Source organism: Cryobacterium sp. MP_3.1 (assembly GCF_035984795.1).
Lineage (GTDB): Bacteria > Actinomycetota > Actinomycetes > Actinomycetales > Microbacteriaceae > Cryobacterium > Cryobacterium zongtaii.
The window spans coordinates 63,127-87,213 of sequence record NZ_JAXCHV010000004.1 but is presented as its reverse complement, the minus strand read 5'-3'; the positions used below and the strand labels follow the sequence as shown (position 1 = coordinate 87,213).

Annotated in this window: 21 protein-coding genes and 1 pseudogene; 10 read left to right on the top strand and 12 right to left on the bottom strand. The window is 70.3% G+C overall.

The genetic code is table 11. From position 1 onward, the window contains the following. Positions 1 to 6: 6 nt before the first annotated feature. Genes RCH12_RS04355 through RCH12_RS04330 form a run of 6 tightly spaced genes read right to left on the bottom strand, consistent with a single transcriptional unit; the run spans position 7 to position 5,995 of the window. Entirely contained in the window at positions 7 to 807 is an 801-nt protein-coding gene (locus RCH12_RS04355; protein WP_243399284.1) for an ABC transporter permease, read from the bottom strand. A 20-nt stretch (positions 808 to 827) separates the two neighbouring features. After that, positions 828 to 1,655, bottom strand: coding sequence for an ABC transporter ATP-binding protein (locus tag RCH12_RS04350; protein WP_327016149.1), 828 nt, complete (start codon positions 1,653 to 1,655; stop codon positions 828 to 830). Next, positions 1,652 to 2,596: an ABC transporter permease gene (locus tag RCH12_RS04345; protein WP_327016148.1), complete on the bottom strand. Its 945-nt coding sequence runs from the start codon at positions 2,594 to 2,596 to the stop codon at positions 1,652 to 1,654. Before RCH12_RS04345 ends, RCH12_RS04350 begins: the two co-directional genes overlap by 4 nt. After that, positions 2,593 to 3,609, bottom strand: a complete 1,017-nt coding sequence (locus RCH12_RS04340) for a TIGR03842 family LLM class F420-dependent oxidoreductase (RefSeq protein ID WP_327016147.1) — start codon at positions 3,607 to 3,609, stop codon at positions 2,593 to 2,595. The genes RCH12_RS04345 and RCH12_RS04340 overlap by 4 nt, the downstream gene beginning before the upstream one ends. Positions 3,610 to 3,620: 11 nt before the next feature. Beyond that, positions 3,621 to 5,072 carry a dihydropyrimidinase gene (gene hydA, locus RCH12_RS04335; protein WP_103430536.1) on the bottom strand — a complete coding sequence of 484 codons (1,452 nt, stop codon included), beginning with the start codon at positions 5,070 to 5,072 and terminating at the stop codon, positions 3,621 to 3,623. A 44-nt stretch (positions 5,073 to 5,116) separates the two neighbouring features. After that, entirely contained in the window at positions 5,117 to 5,995 is an 879-nt protein-coding gene (locus RCH12_RS04330; RefSeq protein ID WP_327016146.1) for a nitrilase-related carbon-nitrogen hydrolase, read from the bottom strand. A gap of 241 nt (positions 5,996 to 6,236) precedes the next feature. On the opposite strand from RCH12_RS04330, the gene RCH12_RS04325 reads away from it, so the two are divergent. The 9 genes from RCH12_RS04325 to RCH12_RS04285 all read left to right on the top strand — a co-directional run bounded on the left by RCH12_RS04325 (position 6,237) and on the right by RCH12_RS04285 (position 16,421). Further along, positions 6,237 to 7,565, top strand: coding sequence for an aminotransferase class I/II-fold pyridoxal phosphate-dependent enzyme (locus RCH12_RS04325; RefSeq protein WP_327016145.1), 1,329 nt, complete (start codon positions 6,237 to 6,239; stop codon positions 7,563 to 7,565). A gap of 147 nt (positions 7,566 to 7,712) precedes the next feature. Then, entirely contained in the window at positions 7,713 to 9,017 is a 1,305-nt protein-coding gene (locus RCH12_RS04320) for an FAD-binding oxidoreductase (RefSeq protein WP_327016144.1), read from the top strand. A gap of 372 nt (positions 9,018 to 9,389) precedes the next feature. Continuing rightward, positions 9,390 to 10,382, top strand: coding sequence for a putative F420-0 ABC transporter substrate-binding protein (locus RCH12_RS04315; protein ID WP_327016143.1), 993 nt, complete (start codon positions 9,390 to 9,392; stop codon positions 10,380 to 10,382). Between the two features lie 52 nt (positions 10,383 to 10,434). After that, the gene (locus tag RCH12_RS04310; RefSeq protein WP_327016142.1) at positions 10,435 to 11,586 is read left to right on the top strand and encodes a putative F420-0 ABC transporter permease subunit; all 1,152 of its coding nucleotides are present in this window, start codon (positions 10,435 to 10,437) and stop codon (positions 11,584 to 11,586) included. 62 nt (positions 11,587 to 11,648) lie between these two features. Beyond that, positions 11,649 to 12,512: an ABC transporter ATP-binding protein gene (locus RCH12_RS04305; RefSeq protein WP_327016141.1), complete on the top strand. Its 864-nt coding sequence runs from the start codon at positions 11,649 to 11,651 to the stop codon at positions 12,510 to 12,512. Next, positions 12,509 to 14,011, top strand: a complete 1,503-nt coding sequence (cofD, locus tag RCH12_RS04300) for a 2-phospho-L-lactate transferase (protein ID WP_327016140.1) — start codon at positions 12,509 to 12,511, stop codon at positions 14,009 to 14,011. Before RCH12_RS04305 ends, cofD begins: the two co-directional genes overlap by 4 nt. Positions 14,012 to 14,102: 91 nt before the next feature. Beyond that, positions 14,103 to 14,981 (top strand): alpha/beta fold hydrolase, encoded by an 879-nt coding sequence (locus tag RCH12_RS04295; RefSeq protein WP_327016139.1) that lies wholly within the window; start codon positions 14,103 to 14,105, stop codon positions 14,979 to 14,981. After that, positions 14,965 to 15,723, top strand: a complete 759-nt coding sequence (locus RCH12_RS04290; protein WP_327016138.1) for a DUF4386 family protein — start codon at positions 14,965 to 14,967, stop codon at positions 15,721 to 15,723. The genes RCH12_RS04295 and RCH12_RS04290 overlap by 17 nt, the downstream gene beginning before the upstream one ends. A gap of 20 nt (positions 15,724 to 15,743) precedes the next feature. Then, entirely contained in the window at positions 15,744 to 16,421 is a 678-nt protein-coding gene (locus RCH12_RS04285; RefSeq protein ID WP_327016137.1) for a lysoplasmalogenase, read from the top strand. Here RCH12_RS04285 and RCH12_RS04280 read toward each other — a convergent pair. From RCH12_RS04280 to RCH12_RS04255, 6 genes and pseudogenes are all read right to left on the bottom strand, one after another. Next, positions 16,383 to 18,307 (bottom strand): annotated as a pseudogene (locus tag RCH12_RS04280) (heavy metal translocating P-type ATPase). The gene RCH12_RS04285 and the pseudogene RCH12_RS04280 overlap by 39 nt on opposite strands. A gap of 22 nt (positions 18,308 to 18,329) precedes the next feature. Then, positions 18,330 to 18,569, bottom strand: a complete 240-nt coding sequence (locus RCH12_RS04275) for a heavy-metal-associated domain-containing protein (protein ID WP_103459338.1) — start codon at positions 18,567 to 18,569, stop codon at positions 18,330 to 18,332. An 89-nt stretch (positions 18,570 to 18,658) separates the two neighbouring features. Continuing rightward, positions 18,659 to 19,408 (bottom strand): Crp/Fnr family transcriptional regulator, encoded by a 750-nt coding sequence (locus RCH12_RS04270; protein WP_327016136.1) that lies wholly within the window; start codon positions 19,406 to 19,408, stop codon positions 18,659 to 18,661. Further along, positions 19,405 to 22,044 (bottom strand): multicopper oxidase domain-containing protein, encoded by a 2,640-nt coding sequence (locus tag RCH12_RS04265; protein WP_327016135.1) that lies wholly within the window; start codon positions 22,042 to 22,044, stop codon positions 19,405 to 19,407. Before RCH12_RS04265 ends, RCH12_RS04270 begins: the two co-directional genes overlap by 4 nt. After that, positions 22,041 to 23,249, bottom strand: coding sequence for a hypothetical protein (locus RCH12_RS04260; protein WP_194087779.1), 1,209 nt, complete (start codon positions 23,247 to 23,249; stop codon positions 22,041 to 22,043). The genes RCH12_RS04265 and RCH12_RS04260 overlap by 4 nt, the downstream gene beginning before the upstream one ends. Positions 23,250 to 23,276: 27 nt before the next feature. After that, positions 23,277 to 23,603 carry a DUF2249 domain-containing protein gene (locus RCH12_RS04255; RefSeq protein ID WP_240632282.1) on the bottom strand — a complete coding sequence of 109 codons (327 nt, stop codon included), beginning with the start codon at positions 23,601 to 23,603 and terminating at the stop codon, positions 23,277 to 23,279. 125 nt (positions 23,604 to 23,728) lie between these two features. Between RCH12_RS04255 and RCH12_RS04250 the strand changes: the two genes are divergently transcribed. Continuing rightward, positions 23,729 to 24,067, top strand: coding sequence for a non-heme iron oxygenase ferredoxin subunit (locus RCH12_RS04250; protein ID WP_103459341.1), 339 nt, complete (start codon positions 23,729 to 23,731; stop codon positions 24,065 to 24,067). Positions 24,068 to 24,087: the final 20 nt, after the last annotated feature.

Genomic DNA, 24,087 nt, shown 5'->3' with positions numbered 1-24,087 from the left:
GGACGGTCAAGCGGTGGGGGCGCGGCGGCTGACCAGTTTTTCCAGGCCGAGAGCCGCGCAATAGAAGAGGAGTCCGAGGATGATGGAGCCGAGCACGTAGGCCCAGGCCAGCCCGTAGTTGCTGCTGGACGCAGCCGAGGTGATCGACTTGCCCAGGCCCCCGACCGGGCCGCCGAAGTACTCGGCGATGAGGGCGGAGATCACGGCGAGCGAGGACGCTATGCGCAGGCCCGTGAACACGAACGGCACCGCGGTGGGCAGGGTGACGGTCTTAGTGGCCTGCCAGCCCGAGGCGGCGTAGGAGCGCATCAGGTCGCGGTGCACCGGGCGCACCATTCGCAGTCCCTTGAGGGTGTTGAAGTAGACCGGCACGAAGACCGCCAGCGCGGCCACGAGCTGCCGGGCGGTCTCGGCGTTGGCGCCGAACATCGTGTAGAGCACGGGCGCCAGCGCCACGATCGGCACCACGGCGACGGCGGCCACGATGGGGGCGGCCATCTCGTCGAAGATCCCCACCAGGGCCGAGAGGATGGCCAGCAGCACACCCACGATCGCGCCGAGCACCAGCCCGATCAGGGCGTTGCGGCCGGTGACGACGGAGCCCCCGACGACGTTCTGCAGGTTGGTGATGAACTGCTCACCGATCGCGAAGGGCCCGGGGAGGATGAACGGCTTGATCGCCAGAACGGTGACGACGCCCTGCCAGAGCAGGATCGCGGCCACGCCGAGCAGCACCGGTGGCAGCACGGTGCGGGCCAGGCCGGAGCCTGCTGCGCCCGGCCGGCCCGGCCCGGCCGGCGTAGCCACGCGCGCGCTCGCGCCGGCGCTCATCGCGTCTCGACCCCGCGCGGCCCGGTGGGGGCGCTGCCGTGCAGCAGCTCCCGCACTTGGCTGACCGAGTGGAAGAAGTCCGCGTCTTCGCGCAGGTTCTCGCCGCGGTCGCTCATCCGGCCGAGGTTCACGCCGAGTACATCGCGGATGCGGCCGGGCCGCGGCGACATCACCACCACCCGGTTGGAGAGGAATACCGCCTCGGGGATGGAGTGGGTGACGAAGACGACGGCGGCGCTGGTCTCGGCGCAGATGCGCACGAGCTCGTTCTGCATGCGCTCCCGGGTCATCTCGTCGAGCGCGCCGAACGGTTCGTCCATCAACAACAGGCTCGGGCTTTCGGCCAGCGAGCGGGCGATGGCCACCCGCTGCTGCATGCCGCCGGAGAGCTGGTCGGGGTAGTGCCCGGCGAAGTCGCTCAGGCCGACAAGTTCGATCAGCTCGGCGGCGCGCTCGCGGCGGGCGGCCTTGCCGGTGCCGTGCAGCTCCAGCGGCAGTTCGATGTTGCCGGTCACCGTGCGCCAGGGCAGCAGGCCGGCCTGTTGGAAGGCGATGCCGTAGTCCTGGTCGATGCGCGCCTGACTGGCGGTCTTGCCGAACACCGTGATCGACCCGCTGGTGGGGGTGTCGAGGTCGGCGATCAGCCGAAGCAGGGTGCTCTTGCCGCAGCCGCTGGGCCCGATCAGCGACACGAATTCGCCGGGGGCGACGGTGAGGCTCACCGCATCCAGGGCCGTGACGGATGCGCCCTTGCGGCCGGCGAAGACCCGGCTGACGTCGGTCACCTCCACGGCGTGCTGTACCGGTAGTGCTGCCGTGGTCATGCGGCCACCTCTCCCCTGCGGAATCGACGTAGGAACAGTGAGATCAGGCCGACGAACCCGGCGGCGACGAGGCCGACCAGGATCGACCCGAAGATGGGGGCCCAGGGCTTGCCAGGGTCGCTGCCGGCGGCGCCGGCGTATTCCACGATGAGCCGGCCGATGCCGCCGCGCAGCCCGATCGACACCTCGGCGACAACACTGCCGATCACGGCGCTGGCCGCCGCGAGGCGGAGGGCCGGCAGCAGGTAGCCCACGCTGGCCGGCAACCGCAGCCGCCAGAGCGTCTTCCACCAGCCCACCGCGTAGCAGCGCATCAGGTCAACGTGGTTGCTGTCCGGGGAGCCGAGGCCCTTGAGCGCGCCGATCGAGACCGGGAAGAAGGCGAGGTAGGACGCGATCAGCGCCACCGACATCCAGTTCTCCCAGGTGAAGGCGCCGAACTCGAGCTGCGCGCCCCAGCGCCGCACCAGCGGGGCCAGCGCGATCAGCGGCACGGTCTGGCTGAGGATGACCCAGGGCAGGATGGCCGATTCGGCCAGCCTGAAGCGCTGCATCAGCAGCGCCAGGGCCAGGCCCACCGTGACGCCGACGATCCAGCCGACGGCCGAGATGCCCAGGGTGAACAGGGACGCTTCGAAAACGGCCTGCCACATCGGCACCGCGCTGGCGCTGCCGGTGACGGGCTCCAGGATGCGCTCGAGCATCACCCACAGGTGCGGCATCGCCATCTCGCTGGCCCGCGGCAGCACGGTGAGACCGCCGATGATCACGCCGTCTTCGGGGCCGAAGAAGATGTAGAGCTCCCAGAGCACGGCGAGCACAAGCAGGCCGAGGGCGCCCACCAGGATGCGCCGCGGCATCCCCTGCCCCAGCCAGGCCCGGCCCCGCGCCGCCGCGCCCGTCCTCGCGGGGGCGGTGCGCACGGAGCCGGCCGGGGTCATGCCTTGGCCGTGATGTGGTTGGCGAGGGCGGGGATCACGGTCTCGCCGTAGACCCGCAGCGTCTCCTCTTTATTGTCGTGCTGCAGGTAGCCGGCGAACTGGTCGACGCCGAGCTCCTTGAGCGCCTTGAGCTTCTCGATGTGAGCCTCGGCCGGCCCGAGCAGGCAGAACCTGTCGACGATCTCGTCGGGCACGAAGTCGGCGTGGGTGTTGCCCGCGCGGCCGTGCTCGTTGTAGTCGTAGCCCTCGCGGCCCTTGATGTAGTCGGTCAGGGCCTGCGGCACCGCCCCGGACTGACCGTACTTCTCGACGATGTCGGCCACGTGGTTACCGACCATGCCGCCGAACCAGCGGTTCTGGTCGCGCATGTGCTGGATGTCGTCACCGATGTACATCGGCGCGGCAACGCAGAACTTGATGGCGTCCGGGTCGCGGCCCACGTTCTCGGCGGCGGTGCGCACGGTCTTGATCATCCATTCGGCCACGTCGAGGTCGGCCATCTGCAGGATGAACCCGTCGCCGACCTCGCCGGTGAGCTTGAGCGCCAGCGGACCGTAGGCGGCCACCCACACGTCGAGGGTGGAGCCCCTGCTCCAGGGGAACTGGAGGGTGGCACCGTTGTACTCGACCGCCCGGGAGTTGGCGAGCTCACGGATGACGTGGATCGATTCGCGCAGCGTCTTCAGGGTGCTGGGCCGGCCGTTGGTGACCCGCACCGCGGAGTCGCCACGGCCGATACCGCAGATGGTGCGGTTGCCGTACATCTCGTTGAGGGTGGCGTAGGTGGACGCCGTGACGGTCCAGTCCCTGGTCGCCGGGTTGGTGACCATCGGGCCCACGATCACCGTGCGGGTCTCGGCAAGGATCTTGCTGTAGATCACATAGGGTTCCTGCCAGAGCAGGTGCGAGTCGAAGGTCCACACGTGGCTGAAGCCGTGGTTCTCGGCCAACTGGGCCAGCTGCACGGTGCGCGCCGAGGGCGGGTTGGTCTGGAGTACTGCGCCGAAGTCCATGGGGTTCCCGCCTAGATCAGGTACTGGCTGAGGCCGCGTTTGATGTACTTGCCATCACCCTTGGCGCCGAGGTACGCGTTGTTGTCGATGACGACCTTCCCGCGGGAGAGCACGGTGTCGACGTGGCCGTCGATCTCGAAGCCCTCGTAGGCGGAGTAATCCATGTTCATGTGGTGGGTCTTGTCCCGACCGGCTTCGGGCATCCCGATGGACGTGTGGCCGTTGGGGTCGTAAACCACAACGTCGCCGTCGGCACCGGGCTGGATGACACCCTTGGTGCCGTACATGCCGAACATCCGCGCCGGGGTGGTGGAGGTGACCTCCACCCAGCGTTCGAGGGAGATCTGCTTGTCGACGACGCCCTGGTAGAGCAGGTCCATCCGGTGTTCGACCGAGCCGATGCCGTTGGGGATCTTGGAGAAGTCGGTCAGGCCCATGTCTTTCTGCCCCTTCATGCAGAACGGGCAGTGGTCGGTGGAGACCATCTGGATGTCGTTGGTGCGCAGGCTCTGCCACATGTGGTGCTGGTGACCCTCGGCCTTGGACCGCAACGGCGTGCTGCAGACCCACTTGGCTCCCTCGAAGTCGCCCCACTCGTCGCTGCGGGCACCGAGCTGGTCCTCCAGCGAGAGATAGAGGTACTGCGGGCAGGTCTCGCCGAACACGTTCTGGCCGCGATCCCGGGCGACGGCGATCTGTTCCACCGCTTGTTTGGCGCTCACGTGCACCACGTAGAGCGGCGCTCCGGTGAGGTTGGCGAGCATGATCGCCCGGTGGGTGGCCTCCTCCTCGGCCTGCCAGGGCCGGGTGAGGCCGTGATAGTAGGGCGTGGTGTTGCCGGCGGCGACGGCCTGCTGCACGAGCAGGTCGATGACGCTGCCGTTCTCGGCGTGCATCATGATCATGCTGCCGTTGTTCGCTGCCTTCTGCATGGCCTTGACGATCTGGCCGTCGTCGCTGAGGAACACGCCCTTGTAGGCCATGAACAGCTTGAAGCTGGACACGCCCTCGTTGACGAGTTCGTCCATCGCGACGAGGGAGGAGTCCTGCACGTCGGAGAGGATCTGGTGGAAGCCGTAGTCGATGGCGCACTCGCCCCTGGCCTTCTCCTGCCAGAGGTGGTACTGGTCAAGCACATTTTCGCCGGCGTACTGCACCACGAAGTCGACGATGCTCGTGGTGCCGCCCCACGCCGCGGCGCGGGTGCCGGTCTCGAAGGTGTCGCTGGCCTCGGTGCCGCCGAACGGCATCTGCATGTGGGTGTGCGCGTCGATGCCGCCGGGGATGACGTACTTGCCGGCCGCGTCGATGACGGTGTCGACGTTCCGCTCGATGTCGAAGCCGAGCAGGGTGGAGCCGGGTGCGAGCACCGCAGCGATTTTCTCGCCGTCGATCAGCACATCCGCTGTGGCCGTTCCCGTGGAATTGACCACGGTGCCGTTCTTGATCAGGGTCTTCACGATGTTCTCCTGTTCGCTGCTTCGTCGTCTGCGGATGTGCTTTCGGCCTACGGCTTGGGGATCGAGGTGTACGAGTCCGGGCGGCGGTCCCGGTAGAACTGCCAGTTGTTGCGCACCTGGCGGATCATGCCCAGGTCCAGGTCACGAACCACGACCTCCTCGTCGACGCCGCTGCCCAGCTCGCCCACGTAGTTGCCTTGCGGGTCGACGAACTGGCTGGTGCCGTAGAACGTCACGGCGTCCTCGCCGTACTCGTTGTCCTCCCGGCCCACCCGGTTGGGCGCGGCCACGAAGTATCCGTTGGCGGCGGCGGCGGCCGGCTGTTCGATCTCCCAGAGCCGGTTCGACAGCCCGGGCTTGGTGGCGTTGGGGTTGAAGACGATCTGCGCGCCGTTCAGGCCCAGCTCGCGCCAGCCCTCTGGAAAATGCCGGTCGTAACAGATGTACACGCCGATCGGTCCGACGGCGGTGTTGAAGACCGGGTAGCCGAGGTTGCCGGGCCGGAAGTAGAACTTCTCCCAGAACTTGTCGAGGTGGGGAATGTGGTGCTTGCGGTATTTGCCGAGAATGGTGCCATCGGCATCCACCACCACAGCGGTGTTGTAGTACACCCCGGGCTGCTCTTCTTCATAGATGGGCAGCACCATCACCAGGTTGAGCTCCTTGGCCAGGGCGGCGAAGCGTTGCACGATGGGGCCGTCGGCCGCCTCGGCATAGTCGTAGTACTTGGCGTCTTCGGTGATGCCGAAGTACGGGCCGTAGAACAGCTCCTGGAAGCAGATCACCTGCGCGCCGTCTGCGGCCGCATCGCGGGCGAACTTCTCGTGCTTGTCGAGCATCGAGTCGATGTCCCCCGTCCACGTGGTCTGGGTGATCGCCGCTCGCACGATGTGTGCTGTGCCACGGCTGGTTGTGTCAACGCTCATACTGTCTGCCTCCACTGGGTCTCACACTGTGGAACCTCGTCAGCGGGGGTCGGACGGCAACGCGATGTTCTGCGAGCTGAACGGTGAGAGAGCCTGTCGAGATCGAGCCACGTTACGGTGTCCGGTTTTGTTATTATTCGACGTAAACATTTCTGTTCTGTTTCTTCACATGACGCATGCGTAAATCATCATCCTGTCGTCAGAGGATGCTGCTGGCAAGCATTTGCCCCGGAAGGACCCCGTGCAGCTGTACCTGGACGAGATCGAACAGGCCACGCCGGCCGGAATCGCCGCCGCCCTCGGCCGGCTGATCAGCACCGGCCGGATCGCCCCCGGCGAGCGCCTGCCCACGGTGCGGGACCTCGCCGGCGGACTCGGGGTGAGCCCCGCGACGGTCAGCCACGCCTGGCAGGCCCTCTCCGCGGCGGGGTTGATCGTCTCCCGAGGTCGCAGCGGCACCTTCGTGCGGGAACAGTCCCCACACTGGCTGCCGGCCCGCACCCAGTCGCTGGCCGGGCATCTGAGCGACACCCGCATCGACCTGTCCCGGGGCACGCCGGACCCGCTTCTCCTGCCCGCGCTCGGCCACGCGCTCTCCAGGGTGTCCCAGCGCGCGATGACGCCCAGCTACCAGGCGCCGCCGGTGATCCCGGAGCTGCTCACCGTGCTGACCGGGTCCTGGCCGTACCGGTGCGAGTCGATCACGGTGGTCGACGGGGCCCTCGACGCGATCTCCCGCAGCCTCGAGCAGGTGGCGAGGTTCGGCGACAGGGTCATCGTCGAAGACCCGGGCTTCCCGCCGTTCTTCGATCTGCTCGAGCAGATGGGCATCGAACGTCTGCCCGTGGCGGTGGATGCGGAGGGCATCGACCCGGCCGCCTTCCAGGCGGCGCTGGCGCAGTCGCCGGCCGCGGTCATCCTGCAGCCGCGCGCGCACAACCCCACCGGCGCGTCGATGTCGCCGGACCGGGCCGAGGAGCTGGCCCGACTGCTGGCCGCCAGCAAACGCGCCGCGCATACCGTGGTGATCGAGGACGATCACTCCGGCGCGATCAGCACCTCCCCGGACGTGTCGCTCGGCCGCTGGCTGCCCGAGCGGGTGCTGCACGTGCGCAGCTACTCCAAGTCGCACGGGCCGGACCTGCGTATCGCCGCCCTCGGCGGGCCGGCCGCCCTGGTCGACCGGATCGTGTCGCGGCGGATGCTCGGCCCGGGCTGGACCAGCCGGATGCTGCAGACCATCCTGCACGAGCTGCTCACCGACAGTGCAAGCATGGCGCTGGTGTTCGAGGCCCGGCACCTGTACTTCGCACGGCAGAAGGCGCTGGCGGATGCCCTCACCGGGTTCGGCCTGCCCCTCGCCCGCGCCGACGGCATCAACGCCTGGGTGCCGGTGGCCGACGAGCGCGACGCCATCGTGAGGCTGGCGGCGTCCGGCATCCGGGTGGCCGGCGGCAGCCCGTTTCTCGCGGTGGACCGGCCCGAGGCGTTCATTCGGGTGACGGCAGGGGCGCTGGTGGACGACGTGGTGCCGGTGGCGCGGGCGATCGTGGCCGCGGCCGGGCGCTGACGCATCCGCGCTCATCTGGCGTAATCGCGGCCGGGGTCGCGGGCACCGGGGCCGGGGGGCATGCTGGGCGCAACCGGTGAGTCACCGGTGCGGTCCGGCGGATCCGACTCGGGCACGATCGACGCCGCGCGCGATAGGTGTGGAGGAATGATGATCGACGGTTTCGCGGGCACGATTCTCCTGCCCGATTCGGACGAATTCCTGATGGCGGCCACGGCCTACGGGAAGGTCGGCAGGCCCGCGCTGGCGGTTCGACCGACCACCGCGGCAGATGTCGCGGCGGCGATCGCCTATGCCAGGGCCCAGGGCCTTGTGCTGTCGGTACGCAGCGGCGGGCACAGCCCGCTGAACACCAACGATGGCGGAATGGTGCTCGATCTCTCCCGCATCCGTGACGTTGAGGTTCTCGAAGGAAACCGGGTGCGGCTGGGCAGCGGCGCGACCTGGGGCGGAGTGGCCCAGGACCTGATCGAGTACGACCTGGCGGTCTCCAGCGGCGACACCTACACGGTGGGCGTGGGAGGTCTCACCCTGGGCGGCGGCATCGGGTGGTTGGTGCGACAACATGGCCTGGCGATCGACAGCCTGCGTGAGGTCGAGGTGGTGCTGCCCAGTGGCGCCGTCGTGACGGCCAGCGAATCCAGTGAGCCGGAGCTGTTCTGGGCGCTGCGCGGGGGCGGCGGCAACTTCGGCGTTGCGACGAGGTTCACCTTCCAGGCGCACCCGCTGCGGGGTGTGGTGTTCGGCACCATCCACGTGCGGCCCACGCATCTCGCCGACACCCTGCGCGGCTGGCGGGACGTGATGCGCTCGTCGCCGGAAGAACTCAATTCGACGGTGTATGCGACGCCCGAGTTCGGACCGGAGATGCCCGCGGAGACGAAAATCCTGGTCTGCTACGGCGGTGCCGACCAGGGCGAGGCCATGTCGGCGATCCGGCCCCTGCTCGCTCTGCCGGGGGTGACCGGTAACGACGTGGAACTCACACTCTTCGTTGAGGTCTTCGACGAGCCCTCGGCGCCGCCAGGGTCGATCCGGATCGTCGACCGCAACGGCTTCGCCAGGGACTTCGACGACGAGCTCATCGAGCGGCTCACCATCGCGAACGCCGCGCTCGATTCGGCGGTGCTGATGGTGCGCTATGTGCGCGGGGCGATGAACCGGGTGCCCGCAGCTGCCACGGCATTCGCGCACCGGGATGTGGAGGTGCTGGTGATGTCGGCGGCGTTCCTGCCGCTGGATGCCCCCGCCGAAGCCGAGCGGCGCATCCTGGACGACTGGTCCGTGGTGGCCGAGAGATTGACCGGCACCTACGGCAGCTTCAATCTGCGCGCCTATCCCGACGTGCTCAGCCTGGCGTTCCCGCCGGCCACCCTGGACCGGCTGCGGGCGGCGAAACGTCGCTACGACCCCGAGAACGTGCTGGCCCACAACCTCAACATCGCGCCCTGAGCCCCGTCCGCGGGGCGGGCGCCCAACAACTGTTGCCGATCCGGACAATTGTTGCCGGCACACCGGGCGCAGATGACCGCACGGGCAACAGTCGGCCGCCTGGTCCGTTCGCGCTCCGACCACGGCATCCGCCCCGAACAGCAGGGGTTTAGGCTGGTGGTGACCCCCGGTTCGATCTGACCGGTTGCGCCGGCCCGGATTTGGGCGGCAGGTCGGGGCTTTGCCTTCAGTTCCACCCCCACCTCGTTCGAGCCTGGTCCGACGCGTTCCGCGGTGCCGGCCGGCGCCGGTGTCGCCCGCGACACCGTGTTCGGTCCGTCACGTCGCGACCCCGTCGACGGATGCCCGGCTCCCGCCGCTCAGATTGGTCCCATGAAGACTCGCTACCCCGCCATCGCCGCCACCGCGGCCGTGCTGCTGCTTGCCGGCTGCGCCTCCGGATCGACGGCCGCCGCGCCGGCTCCCAGCGCCTCGGCCGGCAACGCCGGTGCCTACCCGGTGTCGGTTGAGAATTGCGACACCACGCTCACCCTCGAGGCCGCGCCGGAGCGCATCGTCACGATCAAGTCGAACACCACCGAGCTGCTGCTCGCCCTGGGGCTCGGCGAGCGCATCGTGGGCTCGGCGTTCCTTGACGGCCCGCTGCCGGCATCCCTCGCCGACGCCGGCGCCGATCTCAATGTGATCAGCGATTTTGTTCCCGGCCAGGAGGCCGTGCTGGCGCTCACCCCCGACTTCATCTACGGCGGCTGGGAGTCGAACTTCTCCGCCGAGGGCGTCGGCGAGCGTGCCGCGCTGACCGACCTGGGCATCGGCAGCTACGTGTCGCCGGCCGCGTGCAAGGGCGACGCCATGCCGGACCCGCTGACCTTCGAGACCGTGTTCGCCGAGATCGACGAGGCCGGGGCTTTGTTCGGCGTGCCGGATGCCGCCGCCGAGCTGGTTGCCGAGCAGGAGGCCGAACTGGCCGCGCTCGAGCCCGCCACCGGTGACACCACCGCGCTCTGGTACTCCAGCGGCACCGACACCCCGTACGTGGGCGCCGGCATCGGTTCGCCGCAGCTGATCATGGATGCGGCGGGGCTGACCAACATCTTCGCCGACGTGCAGGACACCTGGACCTCGGCCGGCTGGGAGTCCGTCGTGGCGGCGAACCCAAGCGTGATCGTGCTCGTGGATGCCACCTGGAACACCGCGGACTCGAAGATCGCCAACCTCAAGGCCAACGCGGCGACCGCCGGACTCGACGCCGTGGTGAACGACCGCTACATCGTGGTGCCGTTCGCGGCGACCGAAGCCGGCATCCGCAACGTGGAGGCCGCCGGGTCGATCATCGACCAGCTCGCCGCGCTCGAGGCCGAGTAGGCCGACGGCAGGCCGCCAGACCTCACCCAAACCCCGATTCGAAGGACCGCGGATGACCGTCACCCCGAGCAGGCAGGGCCTCGGCGCCGTCGTGCCCAGCGGGTCGGCCGCGCCCGGGGTGTCCGGCTCGCCGGGCGCATCCGGCGCGCCCGCGGCATCCGCCCGTGCCCGGCGCAGCGGCACGGCCAGGTACCTGGTCTGGCTGGTCGCGGCGCTGGTGGCGCTGGTGCTCGGCAGCGCGGTGGCCGTGACAATCGGCCCGGCCGACGTGAGCCTGGCGCAGGTCTGGGGCAGTGTGGCCGGCCACCTCGGCCTGCCCGGGCTCGCCGGCGACACCCCGGTGCCACCGCTGACCGACGCCATCGTCTGGCAGCTGCGGATGCCGCGGGTGCTCACAGCGGCCATGGTGGGCGCGGGCCTCGCGCTCAGCGGAGCGGTGATGCAGAGCGTCACCCGCAACCCGCTGGCCGATCCCTACCTGCTCGGCCTGTCCTCCGGGGCGTCGCTCAGCGCGGTCTGCGTGGTCATCCTCGGCATCGGTTTCGCGCTGCCGGCGGCCGCGTTCGCCGGGGCCCTGATCGCCCTGTTCGCCACCCTCAATATCGCCCGCGTCGGCGGCAGCATCACCCCCGGCCGAGCCGTGCTGGCCGGGTTGGCGATCGCCCAGCTGGGCTCGGCGGGCACCTCGTTCATCATCTTCTGGGCGGCCAAGGGCGACTCCTACCGGGAGATCCTCAACTGGCTGCTCGGCTCCCTGGCCGGCAGCTCGTGGAGCAGCGTGCTGATCTCCGCGGTCGCGCTGGCCGTCGTGGGCACCGGCATCCTGCTCGCCGCCAGCCGGCTGGATGCGTTCACCTTCGGTGACACCAACGCCGCGTCGCTGGGCATCAACGTGAACGCCACCCGCTGGGGATTCCTCGTGGCGGTGGCGCTGCTCACCGGCGCGATGGTGGCCGTGAGCGGGGCGATCGGCTTCGTGGGGCTGATCCTGCCGCACCTGGTGCGCGGCCTCAGCGGCCCGGGCCACCGGCGCCTGCTGCCGCTCGTCGCGGTGGTCGGGGCACTGTTCCTGGTGCTGGCCGACACCCTGGCCCGCACGGTCTTCGACCCGCGCGAACTGCCGGTGGGCATCATCACCGCGTTCATCGGGGTGCCCGTGTTCATCCTGCTGATCAAGCGCAAGCGAAGCGCGGCCTGGGCATGAGTCGCGAGCACGCGGCCGCCGCGGCCGCCGCGGCCGCACCGCGAGTTGCCGCAAACTCCCTCATGAGCGGCTCTGAAGCGGCACTTTCGAGCAACTCGCGCACGCCGAGCGACGCGGGCGTCGTGCTCGACGGGGTGTCGCTGAGCATCGAGGGCACGCGCATCCTGCAGGGTGTCTCGGCGACCCTGCCGCCCGGCACCGTCACGGGGCTGCTCGGGCCGAACGGGGCGGGAAAGTCCAGCCTGCTGCGCATCATCGCGGGCATCGACCGGGCGGATGCCGGTACCGTCGTCCTCGACGGCGCCGTGGTGGGGCAGCTGCGGCGGCGGGAGGCCGCCCGGCGCATCGCCCTGCTCGAGCAGAACGTGGCGCCCAGCGTGGACCTGTCCGTGCGGGAGGTGGTGTTGCTCGGCCGCATCCCGCACCGCAGCCGGCTGTTGGGCAGCTTCGGCGGCGAGGACGACCTCGCCGTGGCCACGGAGGCGCTGACGATGGTGGGCGCCACCGACCTGGTGGACCGTCGCTGGCACACCCTCAGCGGTGGCCAACAGCAGCGGGTGCAGATCGCCCGCGCCCTGGCCCAGCGGCCGAGCCTGCTGCTGCTCGACGAACCCACCAACCACCTCGATGTGAGCGCCCAGCTGTCACTGCTGCACCAGGTGCGCGGGCTGGGCCTCACCTCGGTGCTCGCCCTGCACGACCTCAACCTCGCCGCCGCCTATTGCGACCACATCGTGCTGCTGCAGGGCGGCCGACTCGCTGCGTTCGGCACCCCTGCCGAGGTACTGCGACCCGACACCATCCGGGCGGTCTACGGCGTCGACTGTGACATCGTGCCGCACCCGCGCACCGGACGGCCGGTGATCGTGTTCTCCGGGCCCGACGAGCAGGCGGCGCCCGCAACCACGATCGAAGGAACCCCATGACCCGAGTCACAGTTCTTGCCGGCGGTGTCGGCGGCGCCCGCTTCACCCGCGGGCTGCTGCAACAGCTGGCATCAGGCGACGCGCGAATTGGCGCAGATGACCCCTTCGGCGGCCCGGAAAGCGCACTTTCCGGCGACTCGGCGCAGGGCGGCACCGCCAGCGAAGTCACCGTCATCGTCAACACCGGCGATGACATGTGGCTGGACGGGCTGCGCATCTGCCCCGACCTCGACACCGTGATGTACACCCTCGGCGGCGGCATCAGCGAGGAGCAGGGCTGGGGACGGCCCGACGAGTCCCGTCGCACCTCCGCCGAGATCGCCGCCTACGGGCGCGGCTGGTCCTGGTTCACCCTCGGCGATCTCGACCTGGCCACCCACATCGTGCGCACCGACCTGCTCCGGGGCGGCGCCACCCTCAGCGCCGCCACCGAGTTCCTCTGCCGCCGCTGGCAGCCCGGCGCGCGCCTGCTGCCGATGAGCGACCAGTTCGTGGAGACCCACGTGCGCCTGGCCGCCGACGCCGACGAGCACCGCGCGGGCGACCTCATCCACTTCGAGGAATGGTGGGTGCGTTACCGCGCCGGCCAACCCGTCTCCGAGTTCGTGCAGGTGGGCCTGGCCGACGCCGTCGCGGCACCCGGCGTGATCGACGCCATCCTCAGCGCCGACCTGGTGATCCTGCCGCCGTCGAACCCCGTCGTCTCGGTCGGCACGATCCTGAGCATCCCGGGCATCCGCGAAGCCCTGCGCGCCACGACCGCCCGGGTCGTGGGCATCTCACCGATCATCTCCGGCGCCGCGGTGCGCGGCATGGCCGGCACCTGCCTGACCACCATCGGTGTGGAGACCTCCGCCCTCGCGGTGGGCCTGCACTACGGCTCCCGCCAGCGCGACGGCGTGCTCGACGCCTGGCTCGTCGACGAGTCGGATGCCGACGCCGTGCCCTCGCTCGAGGCCGCCGGCATCCGTTCGACCGCCGTGCCGCTCTGGATGAGCGATGTGGCCGCCACGGCGCAGATCGCCGCCGAGGCCCTGCGGATCGCCGCCGACCTGACGGCCGCCGCACACCCGGCGACCCGCGACCTGCCGATCGCGGAGTTCGCCTTTCCCGGACCGCTGCGCGACCAGCTTGTCGCCGCGATCCTGGACGGCTCGAAGACGTCGACGACGTCCACACTCATCGAATACGGCATCGAGGACGAGCCACTGCCGGTGATCGGCAGCCGGCAGGTCCTGATCGACTCGGCCGGCCGCCCGGTGGCGATCATCGAGACCACGGGGATGCGCGTGGTGCGTCTCGGTGCCGTGGATCTCGACCACGCCCGCGCTGAGGGCGAGGGTTATGACTCCGTGGCCGCCTGGCGGGTCGCCCACGAGTCCTTCTGGCAGAGCGCCGACATGCGCGCCTACCTCGGCGACCCCGCCTTCACCGTCACGGACGACACCGAGGTCGTGCTCGAACGACTGCGGCTCATCGAGGTGCTGCCCGGGGCCTGACCGGGCCTCCCGGGGACCACGGGGCCGCGCTACTCTCGGCTACGTCGAAGCGCCTCGCGCAGACCTCGCCCCCGAGCGAAGGGCCACTCTCATGTCTCCACCTCCCCCGCCGCCCCGCGTTTACGGCACCTGGCCGGGCGGGATGCCGTTCCTCGCCGTCGGCGCCGGCCCGCCGCTGGTCTTCCTGGCCGGGATCACGCCCAACCACGAGCCGCCCACGGGATCCGACCGGCGCTTCCAGACCGGGCAGCTGCTGCCGTTCGCCGCGTCCCGCCGGGTGTGGTGGGTGAACCGCCGCCCGGGCCTCGAGCCCGGCGCCACCATGGCCGACATCGCCGCCGACTACGCCAACGCGATGCTGCGGCGCTTCGACGAGCCCGTCGACGTGATCGGCCAATCCACCGGAGGGAGTGTCGCGCTGCAGCTGGCCGCCGACCATCCCGCCGTGGTGAAACGGCTCGTCATTGTGTCGGCTGCGTATCGGTTGGGCGACGAGGGCCGGGACACCCAGCTTCGGACCGCCGACAACGTGCTCGACGGACGACCGAGGGCCGCCAGTGCCGAAATGATGCGCATGCTCGGGGCCGGCGCTCAATCCAGGCGGCTGCTGGCTGCTCTCGGCTGGTTGGTGGGTGCGCGATTCTTCGGCCACACCACGGCCGACCTGATCACCACGATCCGGGCCGAGGATGCCTTCGACCTGCGCACCAGGCTGGCCGATATCGTCGCCCCGACCCTGGTGATCGGCGGGGGCCGGGATGCCTTCTACTCGGCCGAGCTGTTCCGCGCGACCGCCGAGGGCATCCCCCGCGGCACCCTGGCCCTGTACCCCGGGCGCGGGCATCTGGGCACCATGCTGGATCCCCGGTTCCTGCCGGACGTGCTCTCGTTCCTGGACCCGCCCGACGACGCCGGCTCGCCGGCCACCCTGGCCGAACCGGGTGTGGGCAACGATGACATCACGCGCTGACCAGGCCGCACCCGCCGCGGCCCTGGCGGCGACGGCCTGGCACGGCGCGTGGCAGCCGCTTTATCGGGTGGGCGGCCTGGCCGCGCTGCTCTACGTGCTGCTGCTGCTGGCCGCGGTGGTGCTCGATAGAGTTGCGCCGCCGCCGGTGACGGGTGCCGTCGACACGCTGTTGTTCATCGCGGACCACACCGCGGTGTACACCGCCGCACAGGTGCTCTGGATCCTGCCGGGCTACCTGATGGTGCTGGTCTTCGTTGCCGTGGGCGTGGCGCTCACACCGGTCGGCCGTAGCTGGGCGCTGCTGGCGGGGTTGCTCGGAGCCCTGCCCCCGGCGTTGTCGCTGGCCATCCCGGTCTCCACCCGCGGGTCACTGATCCTGGTCACGCTCAGCGACCGGTACGCGGATGCATCGCGGGCGGAGCAGGCCGGCATCGTGGCCGCCACCGAGGCCGTGATCGCGGAGAACACCACCGTCACGCTGACCGGCCCGCTCGCCGCGGTCGGGCTCCTGGTGGCTGCGCTGGTGATGACCAGGGGCGTGTTTCCGCCGCTGCTGGGTTGGCTCGGCGTGGCCGCCGGCGCGCTGACCCTCGCCGCGGAGCTGCTCAGGTTCCTGGTACCCGAGCTCTATCTGGCCGCGTTGCTGCAGTGGGTGTGGGTCGTCTGGACCGGCATCGCGCTGCTCCGGCTCGGCGGACGCGGCGAAAAGCCGGCTCCGGCCGCACCTCGGTACAGTGAGTGAGACATCCGTCCCACAGCGAAGTGAGCACAGTGGAAAAATCCCGCACCACGGTCCGATCGGCGTCGTCCGTCGTTCCGTTCCTGCCCATCATCGTGGTCGGTCTGATCCATCTGGGCGCCATCCTGCTGTCGCTGGGCGGCCTGGCGGAGTGGACGAAGCCGCTGCTGATGCCGGCCCTGGCGGCCGGGCTCATCTGGGGTGCGCCGCAGCGTCGCTCGCCGGCGATTGTGCTCGGGGTGGTCGCGCTGTTCTTCTCGTGGGTGGGAGACGTCACGATCCCGTGGTGGTTCGTCGTCGGCCTGGTCTTCTTCCTGCTGGCGCACATCACCTACCTCGTGCTTTTCGTCTCCCGGCTCGCGGTACGCCGGGTGCAATGGTGGGCCATCGCCTACGCGGTCTGGTTGGTCGTGTTGCTGATGATCCTGGGCCCGCATACCGGCTCGCTGCTGGTTCCGGTCATCGCGTACGGCATCGTGCTCTCCGCGATGGCCGCATTCGCGTCTGGGTGCAACCGCTGGGTCGCCTGGGGCGGGGCGCTGTTCGTCGTCTCCGACTCGCTCCTGGCGATCAACAGGTTTTTGCCTGATTCCGGCATCCCCCTGGCGGATTTCCTGATCATGGTCACCTACATCGCGGCCCAGACGCTCATAGTGTGGGGGCTATTGCGGCACGAGCGGGCTCGGGCGGCTACGGCGTAACAGCCGCATCGCGTTGACGATCACGAGGAGAACGGATGCCTCGTGCACGAGCATCCCCACGGCCATGGTCACGCCGCCCCACAGCACCCCGGCCAGCAGCAGCGCCACCGTGATCAGGGCGAGGGCCACGTTCTGGTGCATGGTCCGCACGGTGCGCCGGGCCAGGTCGATGGCCGCGGGGAGCATCAGCAGGTTGTCGCCCATCAGGGCGATGTCGGCGGTTTCGACCGCCACCGCCGAGCCGGCCGCGCCCATCGCGATGCCGATGTCCGCCGTGGCCAGCGCCGGGGCGTCGTTCACTCCGTCGCCCACCATCGCCACAACGTGGCCGTCCTGTTGCAGCCGGGTCACGACGTCGAGCTTGTCCTCCGGTAACAGCGATGCCCGGATCTCGTCGATGCCGACCGCGGCGCCGACAGCCGCGGCCACCAGCGGCCCGTCACCGGTGAGCATGATGACCCTGTGCACCCCGGCGGCGCGCAGGGCTGCCACCATTCCGGCGGCGTCGGGGCGCACCTCGTCGGCGACCGCGAGGACTCCGGCCACGGTGCCGTCGATCACGACGATCAGCGGCGTGCGCCCGCGGGCCGCGAGGCCGGCGGCCACCGTGACGGCCGCATCCGGGTCGTCGATGGCGTGAGCGGCCAGCAGCGCCGGGTTGCCGATCAGCACGGAACGCCCGGCCACGATGGCGGTGATGCCCTGACCGGGAATCGACGTGATGGTGTCGGGCAGGAGGGTTCCGCCGGCACCGCGATCTGCCGCACCGACCGTCTCCAGCGCGATCTCCGCCGCGGCCAGCACGATCGCTCGGCCAGGGGATGCTCGGAGCCGGCCTCGGCCCGAGCGGCCCAGCCGAGCACGTCGGCGCGAGTCAGCTCGGGGTTCAGGACCACGACGTCGGTCAGCCGCGGGCGACCGCGGGTGAGGGTTCCGGTCTTGTCGACGGCGACGACGGTGACCTTCGAGGTGGTCTCGAGGAACTCGCCGCCCTTGATCAGGATTCCGGACCGGGCGGCGCGGCCGATGCCGGCGACGATCGCGACGGGAATCGAGATGACCAGGGCGCCGGGGCAGCCGATGACCAGCAGCGTCAGCGCGAGGAACAGATCGCCGGAAAGCAACCCGACGACCACGGCGAGCACCAGGATGCCGGGGGTGTACCAGGCGGAGAATCTGTCCATGAAGACCTGGGTCGGCGCGGTGGCGTCCTGCGCCTCCTCGACCCTGTGCACGATGCGGGCCAGGGTGGTGGCCGCACCGACCTCGGTGGCCTCGACCTGCAGCAACCCGCCGGTGGACATTGTGCCGGCAAAGACCCTGTCGCCGCGCGCCTTGGCCACCTGGAGGGATTCGCCCGTGATGGAGGCTTCGTCGAGGGTGCCGGTGCCGTGCCGCACGGTGCCGTCCACCGGAACCCGCGCGCCGGACTTGACCAGCACGGTCTCCCCGGTGAGCACGGCGGCGGCCGGCACCTCGGTCTGCGCACCATCGCGGAGCACCAGGGCCACGTCGGGGGCCAGCGCCACGAGGGCGGTCAGGGCGGACCGGGTGCGGTTCAGGGTGGCCGTCTCGAGGGCGTGGCCGATGGCGAACAGGACGGTCACCGCGGCGGCCTCCCAGTATTCGCCGAGCACGATCGCGCCCACCGTGGCGACGGTGACGAGCAGGTCGATGCCGACCACCCGCGCGGACAGGCCGCGCAGGGCCGCCCGGGCGATCGGGGCGCCGGCCACAACGGCGGCCGCCACCATCGCCGCGTCCGAGGCCAGGCTCAGCGCGGGCACCGGGCCGGCCAGCCAGGCCGCCGCGATCAGCGTCCCCGATACCACCGGAATCGTCCACCGGGTGGTCAGGCGGCGGCCGATCCCGGCCGCGGTGCGCATGTCACTCCCCCAGCCTGGCCGGTCAGAACGCGGCCAGGCGGGCGGGGTAGCCGGCCTTGCCGACCGCGGCGATGAGGGCATCCGTGCTCACGACGGCCGGGTCGTGGTCGATCTCGATGCGGGCCGAGGAGAAGAACACGGCGACGCCGGTGACGCCGGGCAGTCGACCGATCAGCTTCTCGATCTTGGCGACGCAGGAGGGGCAGGAGAAGCCGTCGGCCCGCAGGATGGTGTGGGTGCTGGGTGAGGTGAGGGTGGTCATGATGAGTGCCTTTCGATGTGCCGTGCACCCCGGTTGACCGGGGCATTCACGACGTTACGGAGGCTGCCTGGCGGCGACCATGACGGCCGTCACTTTGCCGCGAGCAGACCGGTCCGGTCGAGCACCGCGGTCCAGCGCCGACCCGAGTCGATCAGCCCGGCGCGGCGCAGCCGGCTCATCGTGCGGGACACCGACTCGGCGCTGGTGCCCGCCATGGCGGCCAGGTCGGCCCGGGTCAGGGGCAGCTGGATGAGTGTCGTGCCGGGCTCGTCACCCGGCACACCGAAGGTGTCGGCCAGGCGGAGCAGGCCGGCCGCCACCCGTTCGGTGACGGTGTTGGAGGCCTGCTGCTGCTCGGTGGAGCGGGCGCGGGCGAGACGGTCGGAGACCACGTCGAGCACGCCCAGAGCCACCGACGGATGCGCGAGCATCACCTCGCGGAAGGCGCCGGCGTCGATGCGGAGGGCGCAGGTGGTGACCAGGGCGATGGCCGTCTCGGTGTATCCGCTGCGGCCCGCCCAGGTGAGGCCGCCGAGCACGTCGCCGGGCCCGAAGAAGTCCAGGCTGGTGCGCTGGCCCGTCGGCGTGGTGCGGAAGGCCTTCGCCTGACCGGCCGCGAGTAGGTAGACGTGCTCGGCGGGGTCGCCTGCGGTGAACACGGCCTCGCCTGCCGACCAGGACAGCGACTGGAGCCGTGCGCCGATCGAGGCCAGCTCGGTGCCGGACAGACCGTGGAAGAGGCCGATCTGCCCGAGGATCCGTCGTTGCATCGCGGGCGGGCACGGGTGCGGACGACCACAGGTGCTGCGCAGCGGTACCGACCGCCGGGCCGCACTCACGGGAGCACCTCGAGGATGCCGCGGGCGCCCTTCTCGGCATCCGACATGACGTGGCTCACGAACGGGTAGTGACCGGCCTGGCCGAAGGTGAGCTCCACGAACCCGCCCTGCGCCGCAGCGAGGTCGAGCACCTGGGAGCCGCCGGTTCCGGTGCTGCCGCCGTCTTTGAGCGTGTAGTCGCCCTCCTTGTAGACGGTGTCGAACTGGCCGCCGACGACGTGGAAGGCGCTGCCGACGTTGGGTCCGGCAGCCAGCACCCAGACGCGCACGGTCTCACCCACCCGGGCCGCGAGCGGGCGGGCGGCGTACTGGTTGGCGTAGCCGTTGAAGACGACCAGGTCGGGGGTCTGCGCCTCGACCTTGCGGTCGTCGACCTCGCCGCCCTGCGCGCCGAGGTAGAGCTCGGACTGCACGACGAGGTACTCCCGGTCCACCTCGGCCAGCCCGGGCGGGTCGATGATGACGGCACCGAACATGCCGTTGGCGATGTGCACCGACATGGGCATGGTGGAGCAGTGGTACAGCCAGATGCCGGACCGGGTGGCGGTGAACGTGTAGACCAGGCTCTCGCCGGGTTGGATGGTGCGCATCACCTCATCCGGGGCCACGTCGCCGGCATGGAAGTCGATGGAGTGCCCCATCGTGCCCTCGTTCACCAGGGTGATCTCGAACACGTCGCCCACGGTGCCGCGCAGAGTGGGGCCGGGCGCTGTGCCGTTGAAGGTCCACAGCATCTGGGTGACCCCCGGGGCCACCTCGGTCTCCACATTGCGCACGGTCAGGGTCTGCCGGTGCACGGTGGCGGATGCGGCGGGCGGCAGTGCGGCGTCCCTCGCCTGGAAATCGGCGTCGGGTTCAGCCATCGGGTCGAGGTCGTCGGCGGCGGATGCCCCAGTCGCGGCCGCGCCGTGGCCGGCGTGGCCGGAGTCAGCCGCGGCCATGTCATCCGCGGTCATGTCGTCAGTGGCGCTGCCGCCGCCCACCGCGATGATGCTGATCTCCATGCCCAGCAGCCGGTGTCCGGCGATCGAGCACCAGCCGTCCACACTCGCGCCGATCACGCCCACTGCCACGGTCTCGGTGGCGCCAGGGTCGAGCGACGAGGAGACCAGCCCGGACTCGAGCACCAGGTTGTGCACCATGTCATCGCTATTGGTGAGTTCGATCACCAGTTCGTCACCGACCGGCACCTCGATGCGGTCGGGTACGAAGCGGGTGTCCACCATGTTCACCGCCACCGTGGTGGTGTGCCCGGTCGCGGCGGCGGCCGTGCCGGCGGCCGGGGCGGCCATGGTCGACAGGCCGATTGAGGCCGGGTCGGCCACGATGCCCGCGGTCACCGTGAGCAGCAGCACGGTCGCGGCCGCGAGCATCCGTCCGGTGCTGCGGGGTCGCTCGGTCGGCGCGGCGCGTTCGCCCGGCGCGATCCGCACCAGCGGGAGGGCGCGTACCCGACGGTTGGTGCGGAGGGCCAGGGTGAACAGCACCAGGAAACTGGCCAGGGTGCCCACGGTCAGCACCGACAGCAGCACGGTAATGGTGCTGGAAACCGGCAGGAGCGAGAGGACGAGGGCACCGTTGACGAGGACGACCCGGACCAGGCCGCCGCGGTCGAGTTCGGCCGCGGTGGCCTTGAGGGCGGGCGGGCCGCCGCCGAGCACCACGGGCACCAGGTGACTCAGGGCGCCGAGCAGGATCTGGGCGGCGAAGCCGACCGCAAAGTAGGGCACCAGGGTTTCCACGCCGGCGGCGGCCGCGGTCCAGCTCGGGGCGAGTACCAGCTGCAGGCCGAAACCGAGGGTGCAGAGCGCGAACCAGACCATCGCGGCGCCGAGGCTCCACGCCGCGAAGGTGACCGCGGGCGCGCGGCGCAGGTGGCCGACGGCCTCCCAGAGCACCCGGCCCAGCCCGGCCAGGTAGACCAGCACGCCCAGGGCCACGATCAGGCGCAGGTCGGCCAGGCAACCGAGGGCGAGCAGACCGAGGGCGCCCACGAGCACCATCAGGGTGTGCCCGCCGGCGAGCGTGGCGCCCTCCACGCGGGTGTGCAGCACCGTGGGCCAAAGCAGGGCGATGGTGCCGATCACGGTCAGGCCCACCCAGCCCAGTAGGTTGAGGCCGAGGTGCCCGATGAAGAGGCGTTCGTAGTCCTCACCGCCACCGTCGAGCCTGGCCATCAGGATGCCCAGGACCACGCCGGCGGCCAGCATCAGCGCACTGGCTACGTAGTAGCGCACCAGCGGGGCGAACCGGCCCGGCATCGCGCCGCGGGACTGGCCGACGATCACGATGGCGTGAATGATCGCGTTCAGGCCCACCAGGATGCCGCCGACCAGCACCAGCGGGTACCCGTCGATGACCATGCCCGTCATCACCAGGGTCGCGCCCACGGTGTGGACGCTCAGCCGCAGCCCCAGCGAAAGCCGGTGGCCGAGGGCCTTGCGTCGCAACAGGGTGTCGGCGAAGTGCTGGCTCCAGATCAGGATGGCGGTGCTCACCGCGCCGAGCAGCAGCAGGTGCACGAGCAACCACCCCGATGACGGCACCAGGCGGTGCAAAAAGGTGAAGACCACCGCGGCGACCAGCCAGGCCGGCACCAGGATGCCCGAGACGATGTGCCAGAGCTTGTCCTTCATAAGAGCGAGCCTCGCGGGGAGGGTGCCGGCGGCACGGCGGTACTGCGCGCTGCTGCTCGCGCGGGCAACACGGTGCTGCCGCGCAGCACCGAGACCACGGCGATCAGTACAAACAGCAGCACCGCGACGATGTTGAAGACGCCGCCCCACTGCACCAGGGCCGGCACACCGTAGGCGTCACCGAACAGGACCCGGGCCAGCAGCGAGGCGTGCAGCAGCCCGGCCGGCAGGTACATGATCGGTCGGTAGGGCAGCGGTCGGCGCAGCACGGCAGGAAGGATGGTGGGGGCGTGGGCCATGATCATCGACATCACAAAACCGAGGAAGACGGCGTGCATCATCGCGTCGTAGCCGGGACCGGAGTAGACCGGGCCCTGCAGGAGCCAGATGCCGCCCACCACGACGAGCCAGCCGTAGCCGGCCAGGAGGCACCAGGCCATGTAGCGGGGCAGCCCGACCGAGCGCACCATGCGGGTGGCGATGTCGTGGCGGAACAGCCAGGCCACCAGCGCCAGCATCCCGGCGCCCAGGAGGGGGTAGCCGGCGATCGGCCAGACCAGGGCGATGACCGAGCCGAAGCTGAGGGAGAGGCTGATGCCGAGCATCCACTGTTCGGCTCGACGGTTCACGGTGGGCGAGATGCGGGACAGCTCGAGGCGCTCGCCGGCGATGGTGAGCACGAGGTAGAGGATGAGCAGCGGCGCGAGCTGCGGGATGCCGATACCGCGCAGCCACAACACCGTGGCCATCAGCCCGGCGACGGCGCCGAGCACCTGCACAGCGGTGGACACCGACCCCTGCCGGCGCCAGATCTCGGCGTAGATGGCCAGCAGCACGGCGCAACCGGCGACGAGGGCGACCTGGCCCACGACCACCGGCAGCGGCGAGATGAGGGCCAGGCCGCCGGCGCCGAGCAGGCCAGGGGCGAGGTACGCCCAGCCGCGGCGCACGGCCACGGCCCGCTCGAGCACGACGACGGTGCCGACGAAGCCGAACACCATCAGCGGCCCGTGCACCGCACCGAGCCGCGCGCTGTCGACCGGGGCCGCCAGGCCGAGCAGCAGCAGGGCGCCGTCGAGGCCGGCGAGCAGGGCGATGCCGCCGAGGAGCAGGAAGACCAACCGGCCGGTGACCTTCGGCCGTGCCGCCGGGCCGGTGCCGCGCAGGGCGCTGCCGGTGCGGCGGAGGGGGCTGAGCGTGGTCATCGGCGGCGGCAGGCGGGCAGGTGCCGGCTAGTTGGCGCGGGTGAGGCGGATGGTCCAGGTTTCGGGGCCGTTCTCGAGGTACGAGACGACGAAGTCGCCGGGGCGGCTGCTCTCGAGCTGGCCGAGCAGCGGCAGCGGGTTGTGCGAGGCGATCAGGTCGAGGGCGAAGCCGGGCTGGATGGCGCCGAGGGCTCCGAAGATCGTGGCGTGGCGGATGGCGTGCGGGATGGTGCGGGAGTCGAGGACGATCTTCTCGGTGTCCTCGTGTCCACAGGCGCAGGCATGCCCGGCGGGGGCTTCGACATCCACGGCACCGGGGCGGCTGGATGAGAGGTTGATCGGTTCGGCAGTCACAGAAATTCTCCTTCGCCGGGTCGAATGACCCTAGTGAGTCACTTTAGAGGATGTCTATCCTTTTAATCGGGACGTTCGTCCCATCGGCCCAGGCCGCAAGAAGAATCGGCAGGAACGAGAAACAGATGGCAACCAGGGTGTGCGCGGAATCCGAGCTCGAGCTCGGCGAGGCGATCAAGGTGATGGTCGACGGTGTGGCGGTCGCCCTGGTGAAAGACAGCGCCGGAAACTGCTTCGCGCTCGGCGACATGTGCTCGCACGCCGACATCTCCCTCTCCGACGGCTTCGTCGAGGGCGACGACCTGGAGTGCTGGGCGCACGGCGGCCGGTTCGAGCTGTCCACCGGGCGGGCCCGCACCCTGCCGGCCTCAGAGCCGGTGCCGGTCTACCCGCTCACCATCGTTGACGGCGACGTCTACGTGGACGTAACCGCGCAGGTCGACGTGTCCTCCTACGTGGGGTGACAGTTCGCGAACTGTGAGAA

What these genes read in the sequence shown, in the direction of transcription:
- RCH12_RS04350 (WP_327016149.1), bottom strand. Translation starts at nt 1,655, where the DNA reads ATGACCACGGCAGCACTACCGGTACAGCACGCCGTGGAGGTGACCGAC.
- RCH12_RS04345 (WP_327016148.1), bottom strand. Translation starts at nt 2,596, where the DNA reads ATGACCCCGGCCGGCTCCGTGCGCACCGCCCCCGCGAGGACGGGCGCG.
- RCH12_RS04340 (WP_327016147.1), bottom strand. Translation starts at nt 3,609, where the DNA reads ATGGACTTCGGCGCAGTACTCCAGACCAACCCGCCCTCGGCGCGCACC.
- RCH12_RS04330 (WP_327016146.1), bottom strand. Translation starts at nt 5,995, where the DNA reads ATGAGCGTTGACACAACCAGCCGTGGCACAGCACACATCGTGCGAGCG.
- RCH12_RS04320 (WP_327016144.1), top strand. Translation starts at nt 7,713, where the DNA reads ATGATGATCGACGGTTTCGCGGGCACGATTCTCCTGCCCGATTCGGAC.
- RCH12_RS04315 (WP_327016143.1), top strand. Translation starts at nt 9,390, where the DNA reads ATGAAGACTCGCTACCCCGCCATCGCCGCCACCGCGGCCGTGCTGCTG.
- RCH12_RS04310 (WP_327016142.1), top strand. Translation starts at nt 10,435, where the DNA reads ATGACCGTCACCCCGAGCAGGCAGGGCCTCGGCGCCGTCGTGCCCAGC.
- RCH12_RS04305 (WP_327016141.1), top strand. Translation starts at nt 11,649, where the DNA reads ATGAGCGGCTCTGAAGCGGCACTTTCGAGCAACTCGCGCACGCCGAGC.
- cofD (WP_327016140.1), top strand. Translation starts at nt 12,509, where the DNA reads ATGACCCGAGTCACAGTTCTTGCCGGCGGTGTCGGCGGCGCCCGCTTC.
- RCH12_RS04295 (WP_327016139.1), top strand. Translation starts at nt 14,103, where the DNA reads ATGTCTCCACCTCCCCCGCCGCCCCGCGTTTACGGCACCTGGCCGGGC.
- RCH12_RS04290 (WP_327016138.1), top strand. Translation starts at nt 14,965, where the DNA reads ATGACATCACGCGCTGACCAGGCCGCACCCGCCGCGGCCCTGGCGGCG.
- RCH12_RS04275 (WP_103459338.1), bottom strand. Translation starts at nt 18,569, where the DNA reads ATGACCACCCTCACCTCACCCAGCACCCACACCATCCTGCGGGCCGAC.
- RCH12_RS04265 (WP_327016135.1), bottom strand. Translation starts at nt 22,044, where the DNA reads ATGAAGGACAAGCTCTGGCACATCGTCTCGGGCATCCTGGTGCCGGCC.
- RCH12_RS04260 (WP_194087779.1), bottom strand. Translation starts at nt 23,249, where the DNA reads ATGACCACGCTCAGCCCCCTCCGCCGCACCGGCAGCGCCCTGCGCGGC.
- RCH12_RS04250 (WP_103459341.1), top strand. Translation starts at nt 23,729, where the DNA reads ATGGCAACCAGGGTGTGCGCGGAATCCGAGCTCGAGCTCGGCGAGGCG.